A 17349-nucleotide genomic window follows, 5' to 3' on the forward strand; every position below is an offset into this window, starting at 1 on the left:
GTCCCGATGCGCGACCACCGACACGTTCCGGTGCTCACGCGTCGTCAGGTCGTACCGGACACCGATCCCGGGCAACGGAGTCGATTTCAGCCGGGGCACAGGCACGGGAGCTTCCCTTCGTCGAGGTCTCCGCACCGGGCGCCCGGGGCCGGGAGCGCGGCGCGCGCGGGCACGTCCGGCGCCCGCCTGCCGGGGCCGGCGGGGCCCGGGGCAGGGCCCTCATGATCTCAAGCAGCCACCCGCACCGGAACCCCGGGCTCCGGAACCGGAGTGCAGGAGTCCGGTCGGCTCCAGGGCGCCGACCGGACATCGGCCCGCCGCGCTGGCCGAGGGGGGTTGCGGCGATCTGCGCGCCGGCCCACCGCGCCGCCGTCCCCCCGGCGGCGCGGCGCGGTTCACCGGCCGAGGCCCAGCGACCTCAGCAGCGCGTCGAGTTCCTCGTGGAAGAGCAGGTCCGCGTTGAGGGTCTGGTTGCGCAGGTGGCCGTAGACCTCCAGGGCGGCCAGGCCGTGGAGGCGGGCCCACAGGCGCAGCGCGAGCGCGACCCCGGCGGGCGGGAGGTCGGGGTGGGCGGGGCGGACCTTGGCGAGCAGGCCGGGGTCGAAGTCGGACCAGGTGAACCCACTGTCGGCGCAGAGCGGTGCGGCGGACGGCCAGGCGGCGTCGGCGAGACCGGCGAGGCCGGTGCAGACCCGGCGGGCCGCATCGGGGGCGGCGCCGCCCTCGGGGGCGCGGTAGCCGGGCACCGGGTCGCCGTAGACGAGGCGGAAGCCCTCGGGGTTGGTGAGGGCCCAGGCGCGGAAGGCGACCGCCCAGGCCCGGATCCTGGCGGCCGGATCGTCGGCCGGGGCTGCGCGCCAGGCGGCTTCGACGGCGTCGGCGAGGGCGGTGTAGACGTCGTCGACGAGGGTGGTGACGAGGTCGTCGCGGGTCGGGAAGTAGCCGTAGATGGCGTTGGCGGTCATGCCCATCTCGCGGGCGATGGCGCGCAGCGTGATGGCGTCGGGTCCGTCGGCGGCCATGAGCTGCAGCGCGATCCGCTTGATCTCGGCGGTCGTCTCGGCCCTGAGCCGTTCGCGGCGCCCGCCGCCCGGCCGCTCCCTGGTCACCATGACGGGAACTCTACAGCGTCACGCCCCTGTACGGCGTGCTATAACTTCACACCGTATAGTTCACGCCGTGCAGTTTTCGAACGCCATACAGGGGAGTGCCGTGCAGATCGGAATCATCGGAGCCACCGGAACCATCGGCAGCCGGGTCGTCACGGAGGCCCTCGACCGCGGACACCGGATCACCGCGCTCAGCCGGAGCGCCGACCCGCACGCCGCCACCGAGCAGCGGCCGGGCGTCGTCTGGCGCAGCGCCGACGTGCTGGACCCCGCGAGCGTGGCGGCCGTGCTGCCCGGGCTCGACGTCCTGATCAGCGCCTTCCAGCCGGGCAACGCGGCCGCCGACCTCGCGGACACCCTGCAGCGCTCGATCGCCGACCCGACCCTCTACGCGACCGCCGCGCGCTCCCTGCTCACGGCGCTGGACTCGCACCCGCGCACCCGGCTGATCGTCATCGGCGGCGCCGGCAGCCTGGAGGTCGCGCCCGGGCGGGTGCTGGCCGACGACGAGGAGCTCCTGCTCGCGACCCTCGCCCGGGTCGGGCTGCCCGCCGAGTACGCCGCCGCCGTCCGCGGGCACCGGGACGCCCTGAACGTGCTGCGGACCTCCAACCGGCTGTGGACGTACTTCAGCCCTGCGGCGGACATCGCACCCGGCGAGCGCACCGGGCGCTTCCGGATCGGCGGCGACCAGCCGGTGGTCGACGCCGACGGCCTGAGCCGGATCTCCGCGGAGGACGCGGCCGTCGCCCTGGTCGACGAGGCGGAACTCCCGCGCTTCGTCCAGCGCCGCTTCACCGCCGGCTACTGACGGCGCGGCGCCTCGGACGGCCGCGGCCGTCCGGGGCTCCGGCGCCAGGGGCGGGCCGCTGCGGTCAGGGGCGGGCCGGCAGTGGGAGGGGCAGGGCGGGGAGGCCGTCGATGCTGGTGCCGACGAACTCCTTGCCCTCGCAGTAGGTGCCGAACTCCTCGTCGGTCTTGCGGTCGAAGTACTGGGCGTGCAGGTCGCGGTCGGCGCGGTAGTCCATGAACGGGACGGCGAAACCGCAGGAGTCGCTCACCCGCTCGGCGTTGACCAGGACGATCGCGCGCAGGCCGGAGCCGTCCGCCGCCGGGTCGAAGTGCTGCAGCAGTCCGGCGAAGCGAGGGTCGTCGCGGAACACCGCCTCACCCCTGCCGTGCACCCGCACCACGGTCGGCGGGCCGTCGAAGGCGCACCACATCAGGGTGATCCGCCCGTTCTCCCGCAGGTGCGCGAGGGTCTCGGCGGTGCTGCCGCCGAAGTCGAGGTAGGCCAGGGTCAGTTCGTCCAGCACGACGAGGGTGCCGGCCCGGCCCTTCGGGGAGACGTTGACGTGCCCGTCGCCGGAGAGCGGGGCGCTGGCGGTGAAGAAGACGGGCTGACGCTCGATGAACTCCCGCAGCCTGCCGTCGATCCGTTCATAGGTCTTTCCCATACGTGCGATTCTCGCCGAACCCCCGGCGGGAAGCCAGGTCGACGGCCGGTCGTCCCACAGGGCGGGACGGATGATCCTGCCCTACGAGACGCCGCCCCTCGGCCCACCCCGGCCGACTCAAGCGGCCAGTGCGGCCTGCACCCGGGCCCGGACGCCGGGGTCGCTCAGCAGGTCGTTGTGCTTGAGGCAGGCCGCCCGGACGTTGGTCGCACCGGCCAGCTGCGTACTGGTGGCGGGCGTGATCTGCTCGTCACAGGAGGACCGGATCGTCGTGTACCGCACCGGCCCCCACGCCTCGGGGGCCGCGTTGAGCCGCGTCAGCACGTACGAGTCGGGCGTCATGTCCCGGCAGCCCTGGTCCCAGACCGCGCAGAACCAGGCGAGCCCGGTGCCGTGGTTGGGCCCGCCGAGGGAGACCCAGTGGCCGACCTTCCGCTCGCCCCCGCCGTACCGGATGTACCAGCGGGTCGGCAGGCTGCCGAGCGAGTGGGCGACCAGGTCGACCTGCGCGGCGCCGGTGCGGCGCAGCACCTCGTCCACGTACCCGGCGAGGCGGGCGGAGAGGACCTCGTTGGTGGACTGCGCGGTGTCGTACTCCCAGGCGAAGAGGCGGTCGGCCGGGTGGCCGGCAGCCTCGAAGGCGCTGATCATTCCGCCCCAGACGCCAGGGCCGGCGTTGCGGCCGTGGACGAACACCACCGGGTTCGGCAACGGCCGCGCGGCGGGCGGGGCCGGCTCCGCCCGGGACTGCGGCGGCGGGGCGGCGACGGCCACCGGCCCCGCCGCGGAGGGGGCCGCGAGGAGCGCGGCCGTCGCGGCGGCGGCGAGGACGAGTCTGACGATGCGGTGCACGGCGACCTCCCGGTGCCCGTCCAACGGGCCTGGCTTTCACCGGACATGACAGAGACTTCCTCGGCCGACGCCGCCCGCTTCAAACCTCCGACGGCCCGACGCAGTGGCCCCGGGGACCCCGGCCGGATCCGCCGCTACACCCCCGTCGCGGCCCTGAGCTGCGGGACGATCTGCGCCAGGTCGAGGTCGGCCGCCCGCGGAAACGCCGTCAGCGTCCGGTGCACGGCGTCGGCGACCCGGAGCTCCGGGCCCGCGGAATCACCGCCCGCCGCCCCCAGGGCGAGGGCGACGTCCTTGGCCGCCAGCCGGATCGGGAAGTGCACGCCCTCCGCGAAGGCCCGCCCGGCCGCGCCGCCCAGCGGCCCCGCCGCCAGCGCCGTACGCGCCGACTCCTCCGGCACCCCGAGGGCGTCGGCCAGCGCCATCGCCTCCGCCACCAGGGCGACCCCGCCGATCACCGCATTGATCATCACCAGCTTGAGCGCCGCCCCGCTGCCGCTCGGCCCGCACGGGGTGACGCTGCCGAGCAGGTCCAGCACCGGCCGCACCCGCTCGACCTCCCCGCCCGCGAACAGCAGCAGCGTGCCCTCGGCGGCCCGGTCGACGCTGCCCATCGCCGGGGCGTCCACCAGGGCCACGCCCTCGGGCAGCAGCCCGGCGACCGTCCGCACGGTGTCGGGGCCGACCGTCGACGCGTCCACCAGGGTCGCGCCCGGCTTCAGTGCCGGGGCGATCTCCGCGACGACGGCCAGCACCGCCGCCGGGTCGGCCAGCATCGTGATCACCACGTCGGCGTCCCGGACGGCCCCGGCCGCCGAGTCCGCCACCTGCGCGCCGGCGGCGGCCAGCGCTTCGGCCCGGGCGGGGGTGCGGTTCCACACGGTCAGCCGGTGACCCGCCGTCAGCAGCCGGGCCGCCATGGGTGCACCCATCCCGCCGAGTCCGATGAATGCGATCTTCGTCTCCATGCGCTCCACCGTACGGACCCGGCAGGGATGCCACCAGCGAATGTCTAGCATGGCAGCCATGCCCACGACGCATGAGTTCTCCACGCCCCTGTTGCGGGTCTTCGCCGAGGTGGCGCGGCTCGGCTCGTTCACCGCCGCGGCCGGCTCGCTCGGCTACACCCAGTCGGCCGTCTCCCGCCAGATCGGCGCGCTGGAGGAGGAGGCCGGCATGCCGCTCTTCGACCGACTCGCGCGCGGCGTCCGGCCCACCGAGGCCGGGCGCCGGCTGCTGGCCCACGCCGAGGCCGTCCTCGACCGGCTCGACACCGCCCGCCGCGACCTCGCCGACCTGCGCGGACTCACCGCCGGACGGCTCCGGATCGCCGCCTTCGCCACCGCCGACGCCGCCCTCGTCCCGCAGACCATCGCCGTCTTCCGCCGCCGCCACCCCGGCATCACGGTCAGCCTGCGGGAGGGCCTGACCCCCGACCTGGTCGCCATGCTCCTCGACGGCGAGGCCGACCTCGGCGTCCTCAGCACCGCCTTCGGCCAGGTGCCCGGCGGCCTCGAACTCCACAAGCTCTGCGACGACTTCCTGCTCGTCGCCCTCCCGCCCGGCCACCGCCTGGCCGGCCGCCGGACCGTCCGCCTCGCCGAACTCGCCGAGGAGCACTGGATCGCCGGCAGCACCCGGCCGGAGGAGACCCTCATCAGCGCCTGCCTGCGCACCGGCTTCCAGCCGCGGGTCGAGTACGTCGCCCGCGACTGGATGGCCAAACTCGGGTTCGTCGCCGCGGGCCTGGGCATCACCCTCGTCCCCGCGCTCGCCGCCCGCGCCGTCCGCCCCGACGTCACCGTCGTCCCCCTCGACCCCGGCGACCTCCCCCGCCGCGAGGTCCACGCCGCCACCGCCTCGGGCCTCACGCCGTCCCCGGCCGCCCTGGCCTACCTGCAACTCCTGAAGGAGCACGCCGCCGGGCCGTTCTGACGGACGCCGTCCGCGCTCAGGCGGGCCCGGTGCCGGCCTCCGCGGCGAGGCCCAGCAGCTCGACGGCGCGTTCCCGCATCTCCACCTTGCGGATCTTGCCGGTGACGGTCATCGGGAACTCGTCCACCAGGTGCACGTAGCGCGGGATCTTGTAGTGCGCGATGCGGCCGGTGCAGTACGCGCGCAGCGATGCGGCGGTCAGTTCGGGCGCGGCCGGGCGCAGCCGCACCCAGGCCATCAGCTCCTCGCCGTACGTGGCGTCGGGGACTCCGATCACCTGGGCGTCCAGGATGTCGGGGTGGGTGTAGAGGAACTCCTCGATCTCGCGCGGGTAGATGTTCTCGCCGCCGCGGATGACCATGTCCTTGATGCGCCCGGTGATGGTGAGGTAGCCGTCCTCGTCCATGACGGCGAGGTCGCCGGTGTGCATCCAGCCGTCGGTGTCGACGGCCTCGGCGGTGCCCTCGGGCCGGTCCCAGTAGCCGATCATCACCGAGTAGCCGCGGGTGCGGAGTTCGCCGGGGGTGCCGCGGGGGACGGTCCGCCCGGTCTGCGGGTCGGCGACCTTCACCTCCAGGTGCGGTCCGACCCGGCCAACGGTGGAGACGCGGCGCTCCAGCGGGTCGTCGGGGCGGGTCTGGGTGGAGACCGGGGAGGTCTCGGTCATGCCGTAGCAGATGGAGACGTCGCGCATGCCCATCCGTTCGACGACCTGCTTCATCACCTCGACCGGGCAGGGCGAGCCGGCCATGATGCCGGTGCGCAGGGTGGAGAGGTCGTGGTCGGCGAAAGCGGGGTCGTTGAGTTCGGCGATGAACATGGTCGGCACGCCGTAGAGGGAGGTGCAGCGTTCGGCGGCCGCGGCGCGCAGGGTGGCGGCGGGTTCGAAGGAGGGCGCGGGGATGACCACGCAGGCGCCGTGCGCGAGGGCGGCGAGGTTGCCCATCACCATGCCGAAGCAGTGGTAGAAGGGGACGGGCACGCAGATCCGGTCGTGTTCGGTGTAGCCGCAGAGCGCGCCGACGAAGTAGCCGTTGTTGAGGATGTTGCGGTGCGAGAGGGTCGCGCCCTTGGGGAAGCCGGTGGTGCCCGAGGTGTACTGGATGTTGATCGGGTCGTCGGCGTCCAGCTCGGCGGCGGCTGCGGCCAGTCGGGCGGGGTCGGCGGCCGCCCCGGCCGTGCGCAGGCCGTGCCAGGCCTCCGAGTCGAGCAGCACCGTGTCGCGGAGGTCCGGACAGCTCGGGGCCGCCTCCGCCAGCATCGCCGCGTAGTCGGAGGTCTTGAAGGACGGCGCGGCGACGACCGTCCGGGCGCCCGACTGCTGGAGCACGTAGGCGAGTTCGTGTGCGCGGTAGCCGGGGTTGACGGTCACCAGGATCGCGCCGATCCGGGCGGTGGCGTACTGCACGAGCACCCACTCGGGGCGGTTGGGGGCCCAGATGCCGACCCGGTCGCCGCGGCGCACGCCCAGCCCCAGCAGGCCGAGGGCCACCAGGTCGACCTCGGCGGCGAGTTGCCGGTAGGTCCAGCGGCGGCCGGACGGCACGTCCACCAGGGCTTCGCGGTCGGGGAAGTCGCGGACGGCCCGGTCGAGGGCGGCGCCGATGGTGTGGTCGAGGAGCGGGGTGTCGGTCGGTCCGGCGCTGATGCTGAGGGCTGGTGTGGGCATGCCGGGAGTCTAGAACCGGGGAGGGCACCGGTGGTGACGTTCCGTCAGGCCTCTCCGGCGCGCCGACGGCGGTGCCGCAGGTACCAGACGGTGCCGACCGCCGTGGACGAGGCGATCAGCAGGCCGCCCAGCACCAGCCAGTGCGAGCCGCCGCTGCCCGCCCCCTTCAGCCCGATCAGGAACACGATCACGGTGCCCGCCGCGAGCAGCAGGGACGTCACCGCGCGCAGCACCGCGGCCAGGACCCCCGGGTCGGCGTGCGCGGTCTGCGGGTCCGGCCCCGGCGGCGGGGTCGTCCCGGCCCCGGGCCAGTAGTAGTCGACGGCGCGGACGACGAGCTCGTCCGTCGAGCGGTGGTACGACAGCGCCAGGTACGGCAGCCACACCAGCGGTACGACGAAGCCGACCGCGATCGCGGCGAACAGCAGCGCCCAGCGGCCGGCGTGCACCAGCCACGACACCGGTCGCGCGGAGGTGGTGACCAGGCCGAGCAGGTACGCCATCCGCTTGATCACCGTCCAGAAGCCCTTGTGCGGCGTGCGCTTCCGCAGGACGGCGGGGGCCCGGTCCAGCCGCGCCAGGGCCGCCCGGGCGGTGGGCAGGTCGGGGTGCGCGCCCTGCAGGACCAGCAGTTCGGCGGCCCGCTCCGGCTCGGCGGCGTCCCGGCCCGCGACCACGGCCAGCTCCAGCAGCATCCGCAGCTGGGCGAGCAGTGCCGCGCAGAACGCCACCGGGATCATCGCCATGAACGGCCCGCCTACGAAGGCCCCCTCCGCCACGACGGTCCGGCGCCCCCGGGCCGCCACCAGGGCGCGCAGCTCCGCCGGCCCGGCCTCCGGGTGCTCCTCGCGCAGCCTGGCCACGGCCGCGTCGGCCCGCGGGCCCATCTCCCGGTACGCGAACGCCGCCAGGATCTCCGGCAGCCGCCCCGGATCCGCCGCCATCGTCCGGAACAGCCACCGCACCGGGCCCCGCCCGGCACTGCGCCACTCACTCGCCACACGTCCATGGTCGCCCCGGTGCCGCTCCCGCGCCGGGCCCGGGCGCGCGGGCGGGTGCGCCGCGCCCGTTCAGGCCTCCGGTCCGGCCGCCCGGCGTGCGCGCTCCCGCCTGCGCCGGCGGCGCTGGTACACGTACCAGGCGGCGCCCACGAAGGTGGAGGTGGCGATCAGCACCCCACCGAAGGTGAACCAGCCGGAGGCACCGTCCCAGGTGTTCCTCAGGCCGACCAGGAAGACGAAGATCGTCGCCAGGACCACCAGCAGCGACAGGATCGCCTTCAGGAACGCGGCCAGCATGCCCGGGTCGGCGCTCAGCCGGATCCTGCCGGGCGGAGGGGCGGTGCCGAGGCGGTAGTACGCGATGGTGTGGGCGGCGAGTTCGTTGGTCGAGCGGTGGTAGGACCAGCCCAGGTACGGCAGCCAGACCAGCGGGGCGAAGAAGCCGGCCACGAGCACCACGGCCACCAGGGCCCAGCGCCCGACGTGCACCAGCCGGGAGACCGGTCGCGCCGAGGTGGTGACCAGGCCGAGTAGGAACGCCATCCGCTTGATCACCGCCCAGAAGCCCTTCTTCGGCGTCCGCTTCCGGAGCACGGCGGGATTCTCGTCCAGGTGCGCGAGGGCGGCCCGCGCGGCGGGCAGGTCGGGGTGCGCACCCTGCACGACCAGGAGCTCGGCGGCCCGCTCCGGCTCGGCGGCGTCCCGGCCCGCGACCACGGCCAGCTCCAGCACCATCCGTAACTGGGCGAGCAGGGCCGCACAGAACGCCACCGGCATCAGCACCATCAGCGGACCGCCGACGAAGGCCCCCTCCAGTTCGACCCGGCGGCGGCCGTGCTCCACCACCAGGCCCCACAGCTCCTCGGGCCCGGCCTCCGGGTGCTCCTTCCGCAGCCTGGCCACCGCCGCGTCCGCCCGCGGCCCCATCTCCCGGTACGCGAACGCCGCCAGGATCTCCGGCAGCCGCCCCGGATCCGCCACCATCGTCCGGAACAGCCATCGCACCGGACCGCGGCCCGCGCTCTGCCACTCACTCGCCACACGTCCATCGTCACCCCTCCCCCCGTCCGGCGCCGCCTCCGCCCGCCCGGCCGGCCGCTCGGCTCCCCTCCCTCGGGGGCGGCTCCGCACAGCCGCCCGCCCCGCCCCGGCGGGCCCGGGCCGCGGGCGCCGGACAAGCGCGGGGAGCGCTCCCGGTCGGAGAATTCACCCGCGGCCCCGGAGCGTTCCCGGAATTACCTGCGCCATTGGCCGCGCCGACCGCCCGGAACCGAATTCCCGCGGATTGTTCGTGCATTTCCACCGGCCCGTACGGGGCGCGTACGGCGCTCGACCGGCACCGGCACCACTCCTCGCACGGCCCGCCACCCGTCGCGAAACCCTCCGCCCGGCCGCCGGACGTACACGAAGACCTGTCGTTCCGAGGGCCGTCGGCGGGCGGGTTGCCGGTGACCGTGCGTGGGCGGGCACCTACGCGGGTAGATCCGGCGAGAGGGTCCGGCGGGGGCAGCCGGGCGGTCGCAGCGGGTCACGACGGCGGCCCTTTCCACGGGGCGACCGGCCCAGCAGGCTTTCCATTGCCGACAGAAACCTCCGACAACCTGCGAAGACAAGATCACGCGACATGGCGTCAGGAATCCGCTCCACATACGCCGCCGATAAGTTCAAGGAGATTGCATAACTCATTGTCGAAATCGGCGCGGGCCAGGTATAGACATTCACCGGTCCCGCCGCAACCATGGGGGGATCCGGAAGGCCGCGCTCCGTCCGGCCCGCCCCGTCCCGGGCGGGCAGCGCGAGCAGGTCGCTCCGGAGCGGACGCTGTCGGTCGGAGTCGGTCGGTGGCGGCGCGCGGGCCACGACGGCCCGCCGAGCCGGCCCGCGAGGCCCGGCCCCACCACCCCCTCCGGAGGGACGACGATGACCTTCGCCCACAACCGTCGGCGCCGCGTGGCCGCATACCTGCGGTGCTACCCGTACGACCCGTGGGAGGCCCAGACCCACGTACGCGCGCTGGAGGACCACGCGGACGCGCTGGGCTTCACCCCGCCGCGGGTGCTGCTCGACACGGTGGGTTCCACCTGCCTCGTGCGGCCGCAGCTGCGGGGGCTGCTGGCGCTGGCGGCGGCCGGGGCGGTGGACACGGTGCTCGTGGTCGGGCCGTGGAGCTTCTCGATCGACGACCGGACGGCCCGCTCGGTGACCGACTTCCTGGCGAGCACCGGTACGGAGATCGTCGAGCTCCCCCCGCAGCGGCTGCTGCAGCCCCGGACCGCGGTGCCCGGTGTCCGGTCTACGGACAAGATCATTTACACTACTGATCGGTCATCAGTTCCACGGGTGACCGTCCTGTAAATGAACGATCCGCAACACCAGGGGGAACCATGCGTCGACGCATGTCCGCTGTCGCCGTCTCCGCCGTGCTCGCCGGGGGCCTGCTCCTCGCCGCCGCACCCGCCCAGGCCGCTCCGGTCGCCGCCGCCCGCGCCGGCTCCATCAACGTCAACATCGCCGAGCTGCAGAACCAGGCCGCGGAGCTCCGCGCCCAGGCCGCACGGCTCCGCCACGCCGGCCACTTCCGCGAGGCCAACGTCGTGGACGCCAAGGCCCGCGCGATCGAGGTCCGGATCAAGCAGCTGCTGGACTGCGAGCGCAGCGTCCGCTGCTGATCACGGAGAACCGCACACGGCGGTAGCAGCACGCGAAGGCCCCGACACCCGTCGGGGCCTTCGTCCTGTGCGCTCACGCGGTGCACCGCCGCCGGGCCGACCGCCCGGCCCCGGTCAGTGGGGCAGGCCGATGATGATGAGCGTCACCAGACCCGCCAGCGCCAGCAGCCAGGCCCACCACGTCGTCTTGAGGTCCACCATCCGAGCCTTCCTCCTTTGATGTGAGTGGGTCAATCAAAGCAGTCCGGGGCGGTCCCGTCATTACTGCACGCACCCGCGTTTTCACCGAGGGTTGACGATCGGGCGTTCGCGGCGGCCGGTGACCATGCATTCACGGCCGCCGGTGGTCAGGCGTTCGCGGAGGCGGCGGCGGTCTCCCAGGCCCGGGTGACGGCGCGGTGCGCGGCGGCGGTGGCAGCGGCGACGTCACCGTCCAGCCGGACCGGCGCGCCGACGTGGACGTGCAGGGCCGGACGGCGGACGGGAGCGGTGAGCACGCCGGCGAGCTGCTTGGCCGTACCGCCGGAGCTGAGCCGCCGGGTGCCGTACTGGCCCAGCGGGACGACCGGCGCCCCGGAGGCCGCCACGAGCCGGGCCAGACCCGTGCGGAACGCGCCCGGCGCCGCGTCGTGCGGATCGGTGCGCCGCGGCAGGCCGCCCTCGCCGTAGATCAGCACGACGCGGCCGGCTGCGAGCGCCTCGGCCGCCCGGTCGAGGGACTCGGCCGCCCGCGCGGAGCCGCGGTGGACGGGGATGTGCCCGCCGGAGAGCAGCAGCCCGCGCAGCAGCGGGATCCGCCAGAGGCCCGCGGTGGCCATGACCACGGGCGCGGTGTCCAGGCGGTGCAGGGCGGCGAGCACCACGGCGGGGTCGGCGAGCGAGGTGTGGTTGGCGGCCACCACGGTGCCGGGGGCGACCGGACCGGGCAGGTCGCTGCTGACGGTCAGCCGGCCGAAGAGCGGGACGACGGTGCCGGCGGTACGGCTGAGCATGGGGACTTCCTTCGCCTGTGGTGCGGGCCGTCCGCGGTACGGCGGCCCGGGCCCATCGTGGCGCCGCAGCGACGGCGGGCGCCTGAGTACGGGTACTCAAGCAGACCGGCCGGCCGCACGGTCGGGCGGCCCCGCCCCCGACCACCGTCCCCGCGCAGCCCGGACGCCAGGTCGGCCCTGGTCGGCACGGACGCCAGGTCGGCCCCGGCCGGCCGTCCGCCTGCGGCCCGTGCGCTCAGTCGGCCCGGCGCGGACGGAGGTCGACGTCGAAGGCGACCGTGCCCGGGTCGAGCGCGGTCACTCCCCCGTCCACCGTGAGGACCGCGCCGTTGACCAGGCTCGCGGCCGGGGAGAGCAGCCAGCCGACGGCCTCCGCGACCTCGCGCGGCTCGCCGGGGCGGCGGACCGGGCTGAGCCGGGTCGCCTGCTCGTACGCCTCCTCGGCGCCACCGGGCAGGTCCTCCGCCTCGGCGAAGCGGGCCATCCGCCGGTCGGCCATCTCGGTGCGGACCCAGCCGGGGCAGACGGTGTTGGCGCGCAGCCCGCGGTGGCCGTAGTCGACGGCGAGCGAGCGGCAGAGCTGGAGGAGAGCGGCCTTGGAGGTGGCGTACGCGGCGTTGCCGGCACCGTTGCGCAGGGCGGAGACCGAGGCGACCGCGACGACCGAGCCGCGGGCCGCCAGCAGGTGGGGCAGGGCGGCGCGCAGCAGCAGGAACGGCCCGGTGACGTTGATGCGCATCACGTCCTCCCAGTCCTCGACCGGGATGTCGCCGACGGCGCCGCCGCGGCCGATGCCGGCGTTGACGACCAGGCCGTCCAGGCGGCCGTGGCGGGCGACGGTGGCCGCCACGAGGTCCTGGACGTCGGCGGGTTCGGCGGTGTCGGAGACGTGGGCGACGGCGCCGGTCTCCTCGGCGATCCGCTCCAGCGGCTCGGCCCGGCGCCCCGAGACCACCACGTGGTGGCCCTCGGCGCGCAGCAGGCGGGCGGTGGCGGCGCCGATGCCGGTCCCGCCACCGGTGACGATCACAACTCGCTGGTCTGCCAAGGCGCTTCGCCTCCGGTTCGGCCGGCGCGGGAGCGCCGAGGGGTCCACCTGGGATCGGGGACGATCATACGCACACGCGCGATCGGTCGGCGCCCGCCCCCGGACGTTCCGTCAGAAGCACGGTGATGGAGCAGGATCCGCGCTCAGGCGAGCAGCGCCGCCGCCTCCCGCCGGGCCCGGTCGAGCCATGCGGCGCGGGTGTCCTCCGTGGAGTCGGTGACCGTGCGGAAGACCACCCGGCGCACGTCGTCGATCCCCACGTAGGGCAGGACGCAGGCGGACCAGATCCGGTCGAGCGGGTCGCCGAACTCCTCGCGCTCGCGCTGCTCCGGGGTGTCGGAGGTGTTGAGGACCAGCGCGCGGCCGGCCCGCAGCAGTCCGACCGGGTCGCCGTCCGCCGTGCCGAGCTTGTACGCGACGCCGGGGACGAGCACCCGCTGCACCCAGCCGGTGAGCACGGCGGGCGGCATGCCCCACCAGTTGGGGTGGATCAGGACCAGGGCGTCCAGGCCGGCCACCTCCGCCCGGTGTCGGGCGAGTTGCGGGTCCCGGGCCGCGGTCGCGGCGTCGACGGTGCCGGTCTCGTCGGGGGCCAGCAGCGGGTCGAAGCCCTCGGCGCAGAGGTCGTGCGCGACCACCTCGCAGCCGCGGCCGCGCAGTTCGTCGAGCACGGCCCCGTACAGCGCGTGGTTGAAGCTGCCGGGGCGCGGGTGTGCCAGGTAGACGCCGATCCGCCGTGCCGCTTCCGTGCCCATGCCGTCTCCCCCTCGTCCGGTACCGGTTCGTCGCGCCACCGGTTCGACGGCGATGCTACGCGAGCGGGCCGGCGTCGGCCCGCCGGCCCGGTGGCCCCGTGGCCAGGCAGCCCGGCAGGGGAACGGCGGGCGGGGCCCGGGGGCGGTGCTGCGACCGCCCCCGGACCCGCGCGGCGGGTCAGCCGTCCAGCTCGCCGCGCAGCAGCCTGGCGGCGGCGACCAGGTTCTCCAGGGAGGCGCGGGTCTCGGCCCAACCGCGGGTCTTCAGACCGCAGTCGGGGTTGACCCAGAGCCGTTCGGCCGGGATCGCCGCGAGCCCGGCGCGCAGCAGCCGGACGCTCTCGTCCGTACCGGGCACCCGCGGCGAGTGGATGTCCCAGATGCCGGGCCCGACCTCGCGCGGGTAGCCGGCCGCGGACAGTTCGCCGGCGACCTCCATGTGCGAGCGGGCCGCCTCCAACGAGATGACGTCCGCGTCGAGTTCGTCGATCGCCGCCATGATCGCGCCGAACTCCGCGTAGCACATGTGGGTGTGGATCTGGGTGTCGGCGCGGACGCCCGAGGTGGCGAGGCGGAACGCCTCGGTGGCCCACGCCAGGTAGCCGGGGCGGGCCGCGGCGCGCAGCGGCAGGGTCTCCCGCAGCGCGGGCTCGTCGACCTGGACCACCGCGGCGCCCGCGGCCTCCAGGTCGGTCACCTCGTCCCGCAGGGCGAGCGCGACCTGCCGGGCGGTGTCGGCGAGCGGCTGGTCGTCGCGGACGAAGGACCAGGCGAGCATGGTGACCGGCCCGGTGAGCATGCCCTTGACCGGGCGGTCGGTGAGGTCCTGGGCGTAGCGGAACCAGTCGACGGTCATCGGCTCGGGCCGCGAGACGTCGCCGGCCAGCACCGGCGGGCGCACGTAGCGGGTGCCGTAGGACTGCACCCAGCCGTGGCGGGTCGCAAGGTAGCCGGTGAGCTGCTCGGCGAAGTACTGGACCATGTCGTTGCGTTCGGGCTCGCCGTGGACCAGGACGTCCAGGCCGGCCTTCTCCTGGAAGGCGACGACCTCGCGGACCTCGGCCTCGATGCGCTCGCGGTAGGCGGCGGCGCCGATGCGGCCGGCGGTCAGGTCGGCGCGGGCGGTGCGCAGCTCGGTGGTCTGCGGGAAGGAGCCGATGGTGGTGGTGGGCAGCAGCGGCAGGCCGAGGCGGGCGCGCTGGGCGGCGGCCCGCTCCGGGTAGGGCTGCGGGCGCTGCGCGTCGTCCGGGGCGACGGCCGCGGCGCGGGCCCGGACGGCCGGGTCGCGGGTGATCGGGGAGTTGGCGCGGGAGGCCAGGTCGGCGCGGTTGGCGGCGAGTTCCCCGGCGACGGCGCCGGCTCCCCCGCGCAGTCCGCGGGCGAGCCGGGCCGCCTCGGCGGCCTTCTGTCGGGCGAAGGCCAGCCAGCGGGCGATCTGCGGGTCGAGGTCGCGTTCGGCGGCGGCGTCGAGCGGCACGTGCAGCAGGGAGCAGGAGGGGGCGACGTCCACGGTGCCGGCCAGGCCGAGCAGGACGGCCAGGGTGGCGAGCGACCGCTCCAGGTCGTTGATCCAGACGTTGCGGCCGTCGATTACCCCGGCGACCAGGCGCTTGCCGGGCAGGCCGCCGACGGTGGCCAGATCGTCGAGGTTGGCGGCGGCCGGGCCGGTGAAGTCCAGCGCGAGGCCCTCGACCGGCGCCTTGGCGAGGACGGGCAGCGCCCCGCCGAGCCGGTCGAAGTAGCTCGCGACCAGCAGCTTCGGCCGGTCGGTGAGCCCGCCGAGATCGCGGTAGGCGCGGGCGGCGGCGTTCAGTTCGGCCGGGGTGCGGTCCTGGACGAGGGCGGGCTCGTCCAGCTGCACCCACTCGGCGCCCGCGGCGCGCAGGTCGGCGAGGAGTTCGGCGTAGACCGGCAGCAGTCGGTCCAGCAGGGTGATCGGCCGGAAGTCCGCGGGCGCGTCCGGGGCGGGCTTGGCGAGCAGCAGGTAGGTGACCGGGCCGACCAGCACCGGGCGGGCGGTGTGGCCGAGCGCCAGGGCCTCCCCGAGCTCGCCGACCGCCTTGGCCGGGTTCGCGGCGAACGCCGTGCCGGGGCCCAACTCCGGCACCAGGTAGTGGTAGTTGGTGTCGAACCACTTGGTCATCTCCAGCGGCGCGACCTCCTGGGTGCCGCGGGCCATGGCGAAGTAGCCGGCCAGCGGGTCGGCGTCCACCGCGGCCCGGTGGCGGGCGGGGATCGCGCCGACGGCGACGGTGGCGTCCAGCACGTGGTCGTAGAGCGAGAAGTCCCCGGTGGGGACCTCGTGGACGCCGGCCTCGGCGAGCTGCCGCCAGTTCTCCCGGCGCAGTCCTGCGGCGGTGGACTGCAGGGCGTCGGCGGTGACGGCGCCCTTCCAGTACCCCTCGATCGCCTTCTTCAGTTCCCGGTCACGGCCCTGGCGGGGGTAGCCGTGCACGGTGGCCCGGGTCTCCGCGGCTGCGGACTTCGCGGTCAAGGGACTCTCCTTCGCGAGTCGTACTCCTGAGGTCCCCGGAGACGGAACGAGCGCGCGAAGGGTGACGGACCCGGCGGCGGACGCGTCGGACACGCGTGCCTGAACCGCCTGGTGCGTACGCCGACCCGCCCACGAGGTCACCGGGACACCGCACGCGGACGTCCGCGTGCGGGCAACGGGCAGGTCTTCGGACTCGCGGGCACACCCGCCCTGTGAAGGGCGGACACCTACTGGCCGTCGCTTCCCAGACCCGTCCCGGGTCCAGTGCGTATGACGGCGGTCGTTCCCGCTCACCGCTGCGGGGCAGTCCCGGACTGGCCAGTTGAAAAGGCGTCACCGGGTTCCCTCTTACGACGCGCCTGCCTGGCGGACAGGGCGAACCAGCTGCGGAGCCACCCTATAGCGCGTCCGGCGGGCGGCACACGCCGTTCCGGCGAGTGTCCACGGAGCGAGACGCGGGGCGGTGCCACCGGAGCATGCCGCGTGCGCAAGACTCCTGACGGCACGTCCGGGACAACCGGCCGCGCCGAACCCGACAGCCGCCGACCGAAAGCCACCGCCCATGACCTTCCCCGCCACCGGCCGCCGCGTCCTCGTCAGCGGAGCCTCCCGCGGCCTCGGCCGCGCCGTCGCCCGCGCCTTCGCCGCCAACGGCGACCGGGTCGCCGTCCACTACGGCTCCCGCCCCGACGAGGCCGCCGCCACCCTCGCCTCCCTCCCCGGCACCGGCCACGCCCTCACCGGCGGCGACCTCGCCGACCCGGCCGGAGCGGCCGCCGTCGCCGACGCCGCGGCCCACGCCCTCGGCGGCCTCGACGTCCTGGTGAACAACGCCGCCGTCAACACCCGCCACCCCCTGCCGGAGACCCCGTACGAGGAGTGGGTCGCGGCCTGGCACCAGCACGTGGCGGTCAACCTGCTCGCCACCGCCAACCTCAGCCACCTCGCGGCCCGCCGCATGATCGACCAGGGCACCGGCGGGCGGATCGTCAACATCGGCTCGCGCGGCGCCTTCCGCGGCGAACCCGACCACCCCGCGTACGGCGCCACCAAGGCCGCCGTCCACGCCCTCGGCCAGTCCCTCGCCGTCTCGCTCGCCCCGCACGGCATCGCCGTCGCCTCCGTCGCCCCCGGCTTCTTCGCCACCGAACGCGTCGCACCCCGCCTCGAAGGCCCCGAAGGCGCCGCGATCCGCGCCCAGAGCCCCTTCGACCGGGTCGCCTCACCCGAGGAGATCGCGGCCGCCGTACACTGGCTCGCCTCCCCCGACGCCGAATGGTCCTCCGGCACCATCCTCGACCTCAACGGCGCCTCCTACCTGCGCAGCTGACCCCCTCGGCCCGGACAGCCGACGCGCTCGCACCTGCG

General features: G+C 75.1%; 16 protein-coding genes, 1 pseudogene and 1 riboswitch. Of the genes and pseudogenes, 5 read left to right on the top strand and 12 right to left on the bottom strand.

The window, feature by feature from the left end; translation table 11 throughout:
• A pseudogene (locus ACWGB8_RS18570) lies at positions 1-105 on the bottom strand (potassium transporter TrkA); the annotation flags it as partial.
• A gap of 290 nt (positions 106-395) precedes the next feature.
• Positions 396-1112: a TetR/AcrR family transcriptional regulator gene (locus ACWGB8_RS18575; protein ID WP_452214573.1), complete on the bottom strand. Its 717-nt coding sequence runs from the start codon at positions 1110-1112 to the stop codon at positions 396-398.
• Positions 1113-1212: 100 nt separating this feature from the next.
• Here ACWGB8_RS18575 and ACWGB8_RS18580 point away from each other — a divergent pair, with 100 nt between their 5' ends.
• A complete protein-coding gene (locus ACWGB8_RS18580) occupies positions 1213-1920 on the top strand; it encodes an NAD(P)-dependent oxidoreductase (RefSeq protein WP_452214574.1) in 708 nt (235 codons plus the stop codon).
• Positions 1921-1984: 64 nt separating this feature from the next.
• On the opposite strand, the gene ACWGB8_RS18585 is transcribed toward ACWGB8_RS18580, so the two are convergent.
• From ACWGB8_RS18585 to ACWGB8_RS18595, 3 genes are all read right to left on the bottom strand, one after another.
• Positions 1985-2566: a pyridoxamine 5'-phosphate oxidase family protein gene (locus ACWGB8_RS18585; protein WP_452214575.1), complete on the bottom strand. Its 582-nt coding sequence runs from the start codon at positions 2564-2566 to the stop codon at positions 1985-1987.
• A 117-nt stretch (positions 2567-2683) separates the two neighbouring features.
• Positions 2684-3418, bottom strand: a complete 735-nt coding sequence (locus tag ACWGB8_RS18590; protein ID WP_452214576.1) for an esterase/lipase family protein — start codon at positions 3416-3418, stop codon at positions 2684-2686.
• A 134-nt stretch (positions 3419-3552) separates the two neighbouring features.
• Positions 3553-4386, bottom strand: coding sequence for an NAD(P)-dependent oxidoreductase (locus tag ACWGB8_RS18595; protein ID WP_452214577.1), 834 nt, complete (start codon positions 4384-4386; stop codon positions 3553-3555).
• 58 nt (positions 4387-4444) lie between these two features.
• On the opposite strand from ACWGB8_RS18595, the gene ACWGB8_RS18600 reads away from it, so the two are divergent.
• A complete protein-coding gene (locus ACWGB8_RS18600) occupies positions 4445-5353 on the top strand; it encodes a LysR family transcriptional regulator (protein ID WP_452214578.1) in 909 nt (302 codons plus the stop codon).
• A 16-nt stretch (positions 5354-5369) separates the two neighbouring features.
• Here the strand turns inward: ACWGB8_RS18600 and ACWGB8_RS18605 are convergent, their stop codons facing one another.
• The 3 genes from ACWGB8_RS18605 to ACWGB8_RS18615 form a co-directional block, all read right to left on the bottom strand.
• Positions 5370-7022: an AMP-binding protein gene (locus ACWGB8_RS18605; protein WP_452214579.1), complete on the bottom strand. Its 1653-nt coding sequence runs from the start codon at positions 7020-7022 to the stop codon at positions 5370-5372.
• Positions 7023-7066: 44 nt separating this feature from the next.
• Positions 7067-8023 (bottom strand): hypothetical protein, encoded by a 957-nt coding sequence (locus tag ACWGB8_RS18610; protein ID WP_452214580.1) that lies wholly within the window; start codon positions 8021-8023, stop codon positions 7067-7069.
• Between the two features lie 69 nt (positions 8024-8092).
• On the bottom strand, positions 8093-9064 hold the full coding sequence (locus ACWGB8_RS18615) for a hypothetical protein (RefSeq protein WP_452214581.1): 972 nt from the start codon (positions 9062-9064) through the stop codon (positions 8093-8095).
• Between the two features lie 879 nt (positions 9065-9943).
• Between ACWGB8_RS18615 and ACWGB8_RS18620 the strand changes: the two genes are divergently transcribed.
• Both ACWGB8_RS18620 and ACWGB8_RS18625 read left to right on the top strand, forming a co-directional pair.
• Entirely contained in the window at positions 9944-10378 is a 435-nt protein-coding gene (locus ACWGB8_RS18620) for a hypothetical protein (protein WP_452214582.1), read from the top strand.
• A gap of 41 nt (positions 10379-10419) precedes the next feature.
• Positions 10420-10692 carry a hypothetical protein gene (locus ACWGB8_RS18625; protein WP_452214583.1) on the top strand — a complete coding sequence of 91 codons (273 nt, stop codon included), beginning with the start codon at positions 10420-10422 and terminating at the stop codon, positions 10690-10692.
• Positions 10693-11039: 347 nt separating this feature from the next.
• Here the strand turns inward: ACWGB8_RS18625 and ACWGB8_RS18630 are convergent, their stop codons facing one another.
• From ACWGB8_RS18630 to metE, 4 genes are all read right to left on the bottom strand, one after another.
• Positions 11040-11684, bottom strand: coding sequence for a lysophospholipid acyltransferase family protein (locus ACWGB8_RS18630; protein WP_452214584.1), 645 nt, complete (start codon positions 11682-11684; stop codon positions 11040-11042).
• A gap of 235 nt (positions 11685-11919) precedes the next feature.
• Entirely contained in the window at positions 11920-12732 is an 813-nt protein-coding gene (locus ACWGB8_RS18635; RefSeq protein ID WP_452214585.1) for an SDR family NAD(P)-dependent oxidoreductase, read from the bottom strand.
• Between the two features lie 143 nt (positions 12733-12875).
• A complete protein-coding gene (locus tag ACWGB8_RS18640; protein WP_452214586.1) occupies positions 12876-13487 on the bottom strand; it encodes an NAD(P)H-dependent oxidoreductase in 612 nt (203 codons plus the stop codon).
• A 178-nt stretch (positions 13488-13665) separates the two neighbouring features.
• The gene (gene metE / locus ACWGB8_RS18645) at positions 13666-15981 is read right to left on the bottom strand and encodes a 5-methyltetrahydropteroyltriglutamate--homocysteine S-methyltransferase (protein ID WP_452214587.1); all 2316 of its coding nucleotides are present in this window, start codon (positions 15979-15981) and stop codon (positions 13666-13668) included.
• Between the two features lie 161 nt (positions 15982-16142).
• Positions 16143-16381, bottom strand: a riboswitch (cobalamin riboswitch).
• A gap of 162 nt (positions 16382-16543) precedes the next feature.
• Here metE and ACWGB8_RS18650 point away from each other — a divergent pair.
• Positions 16544-17311, top strand: a complete 768-nt coding sequence (locus tag ACWGB8_RS18650) for an SDR family NAD(P)-dependent oxidoreductase (RefSeq protein WP_452214588.1) — start codon at positions 16544-16546, stop codon at positions 17309-17311.
• Positions 17312-17349: the final 38 nt, after the last annotated feature.

This window comes from Kitasatospora sp. NPDC054939, assembly GCF_053610105.1.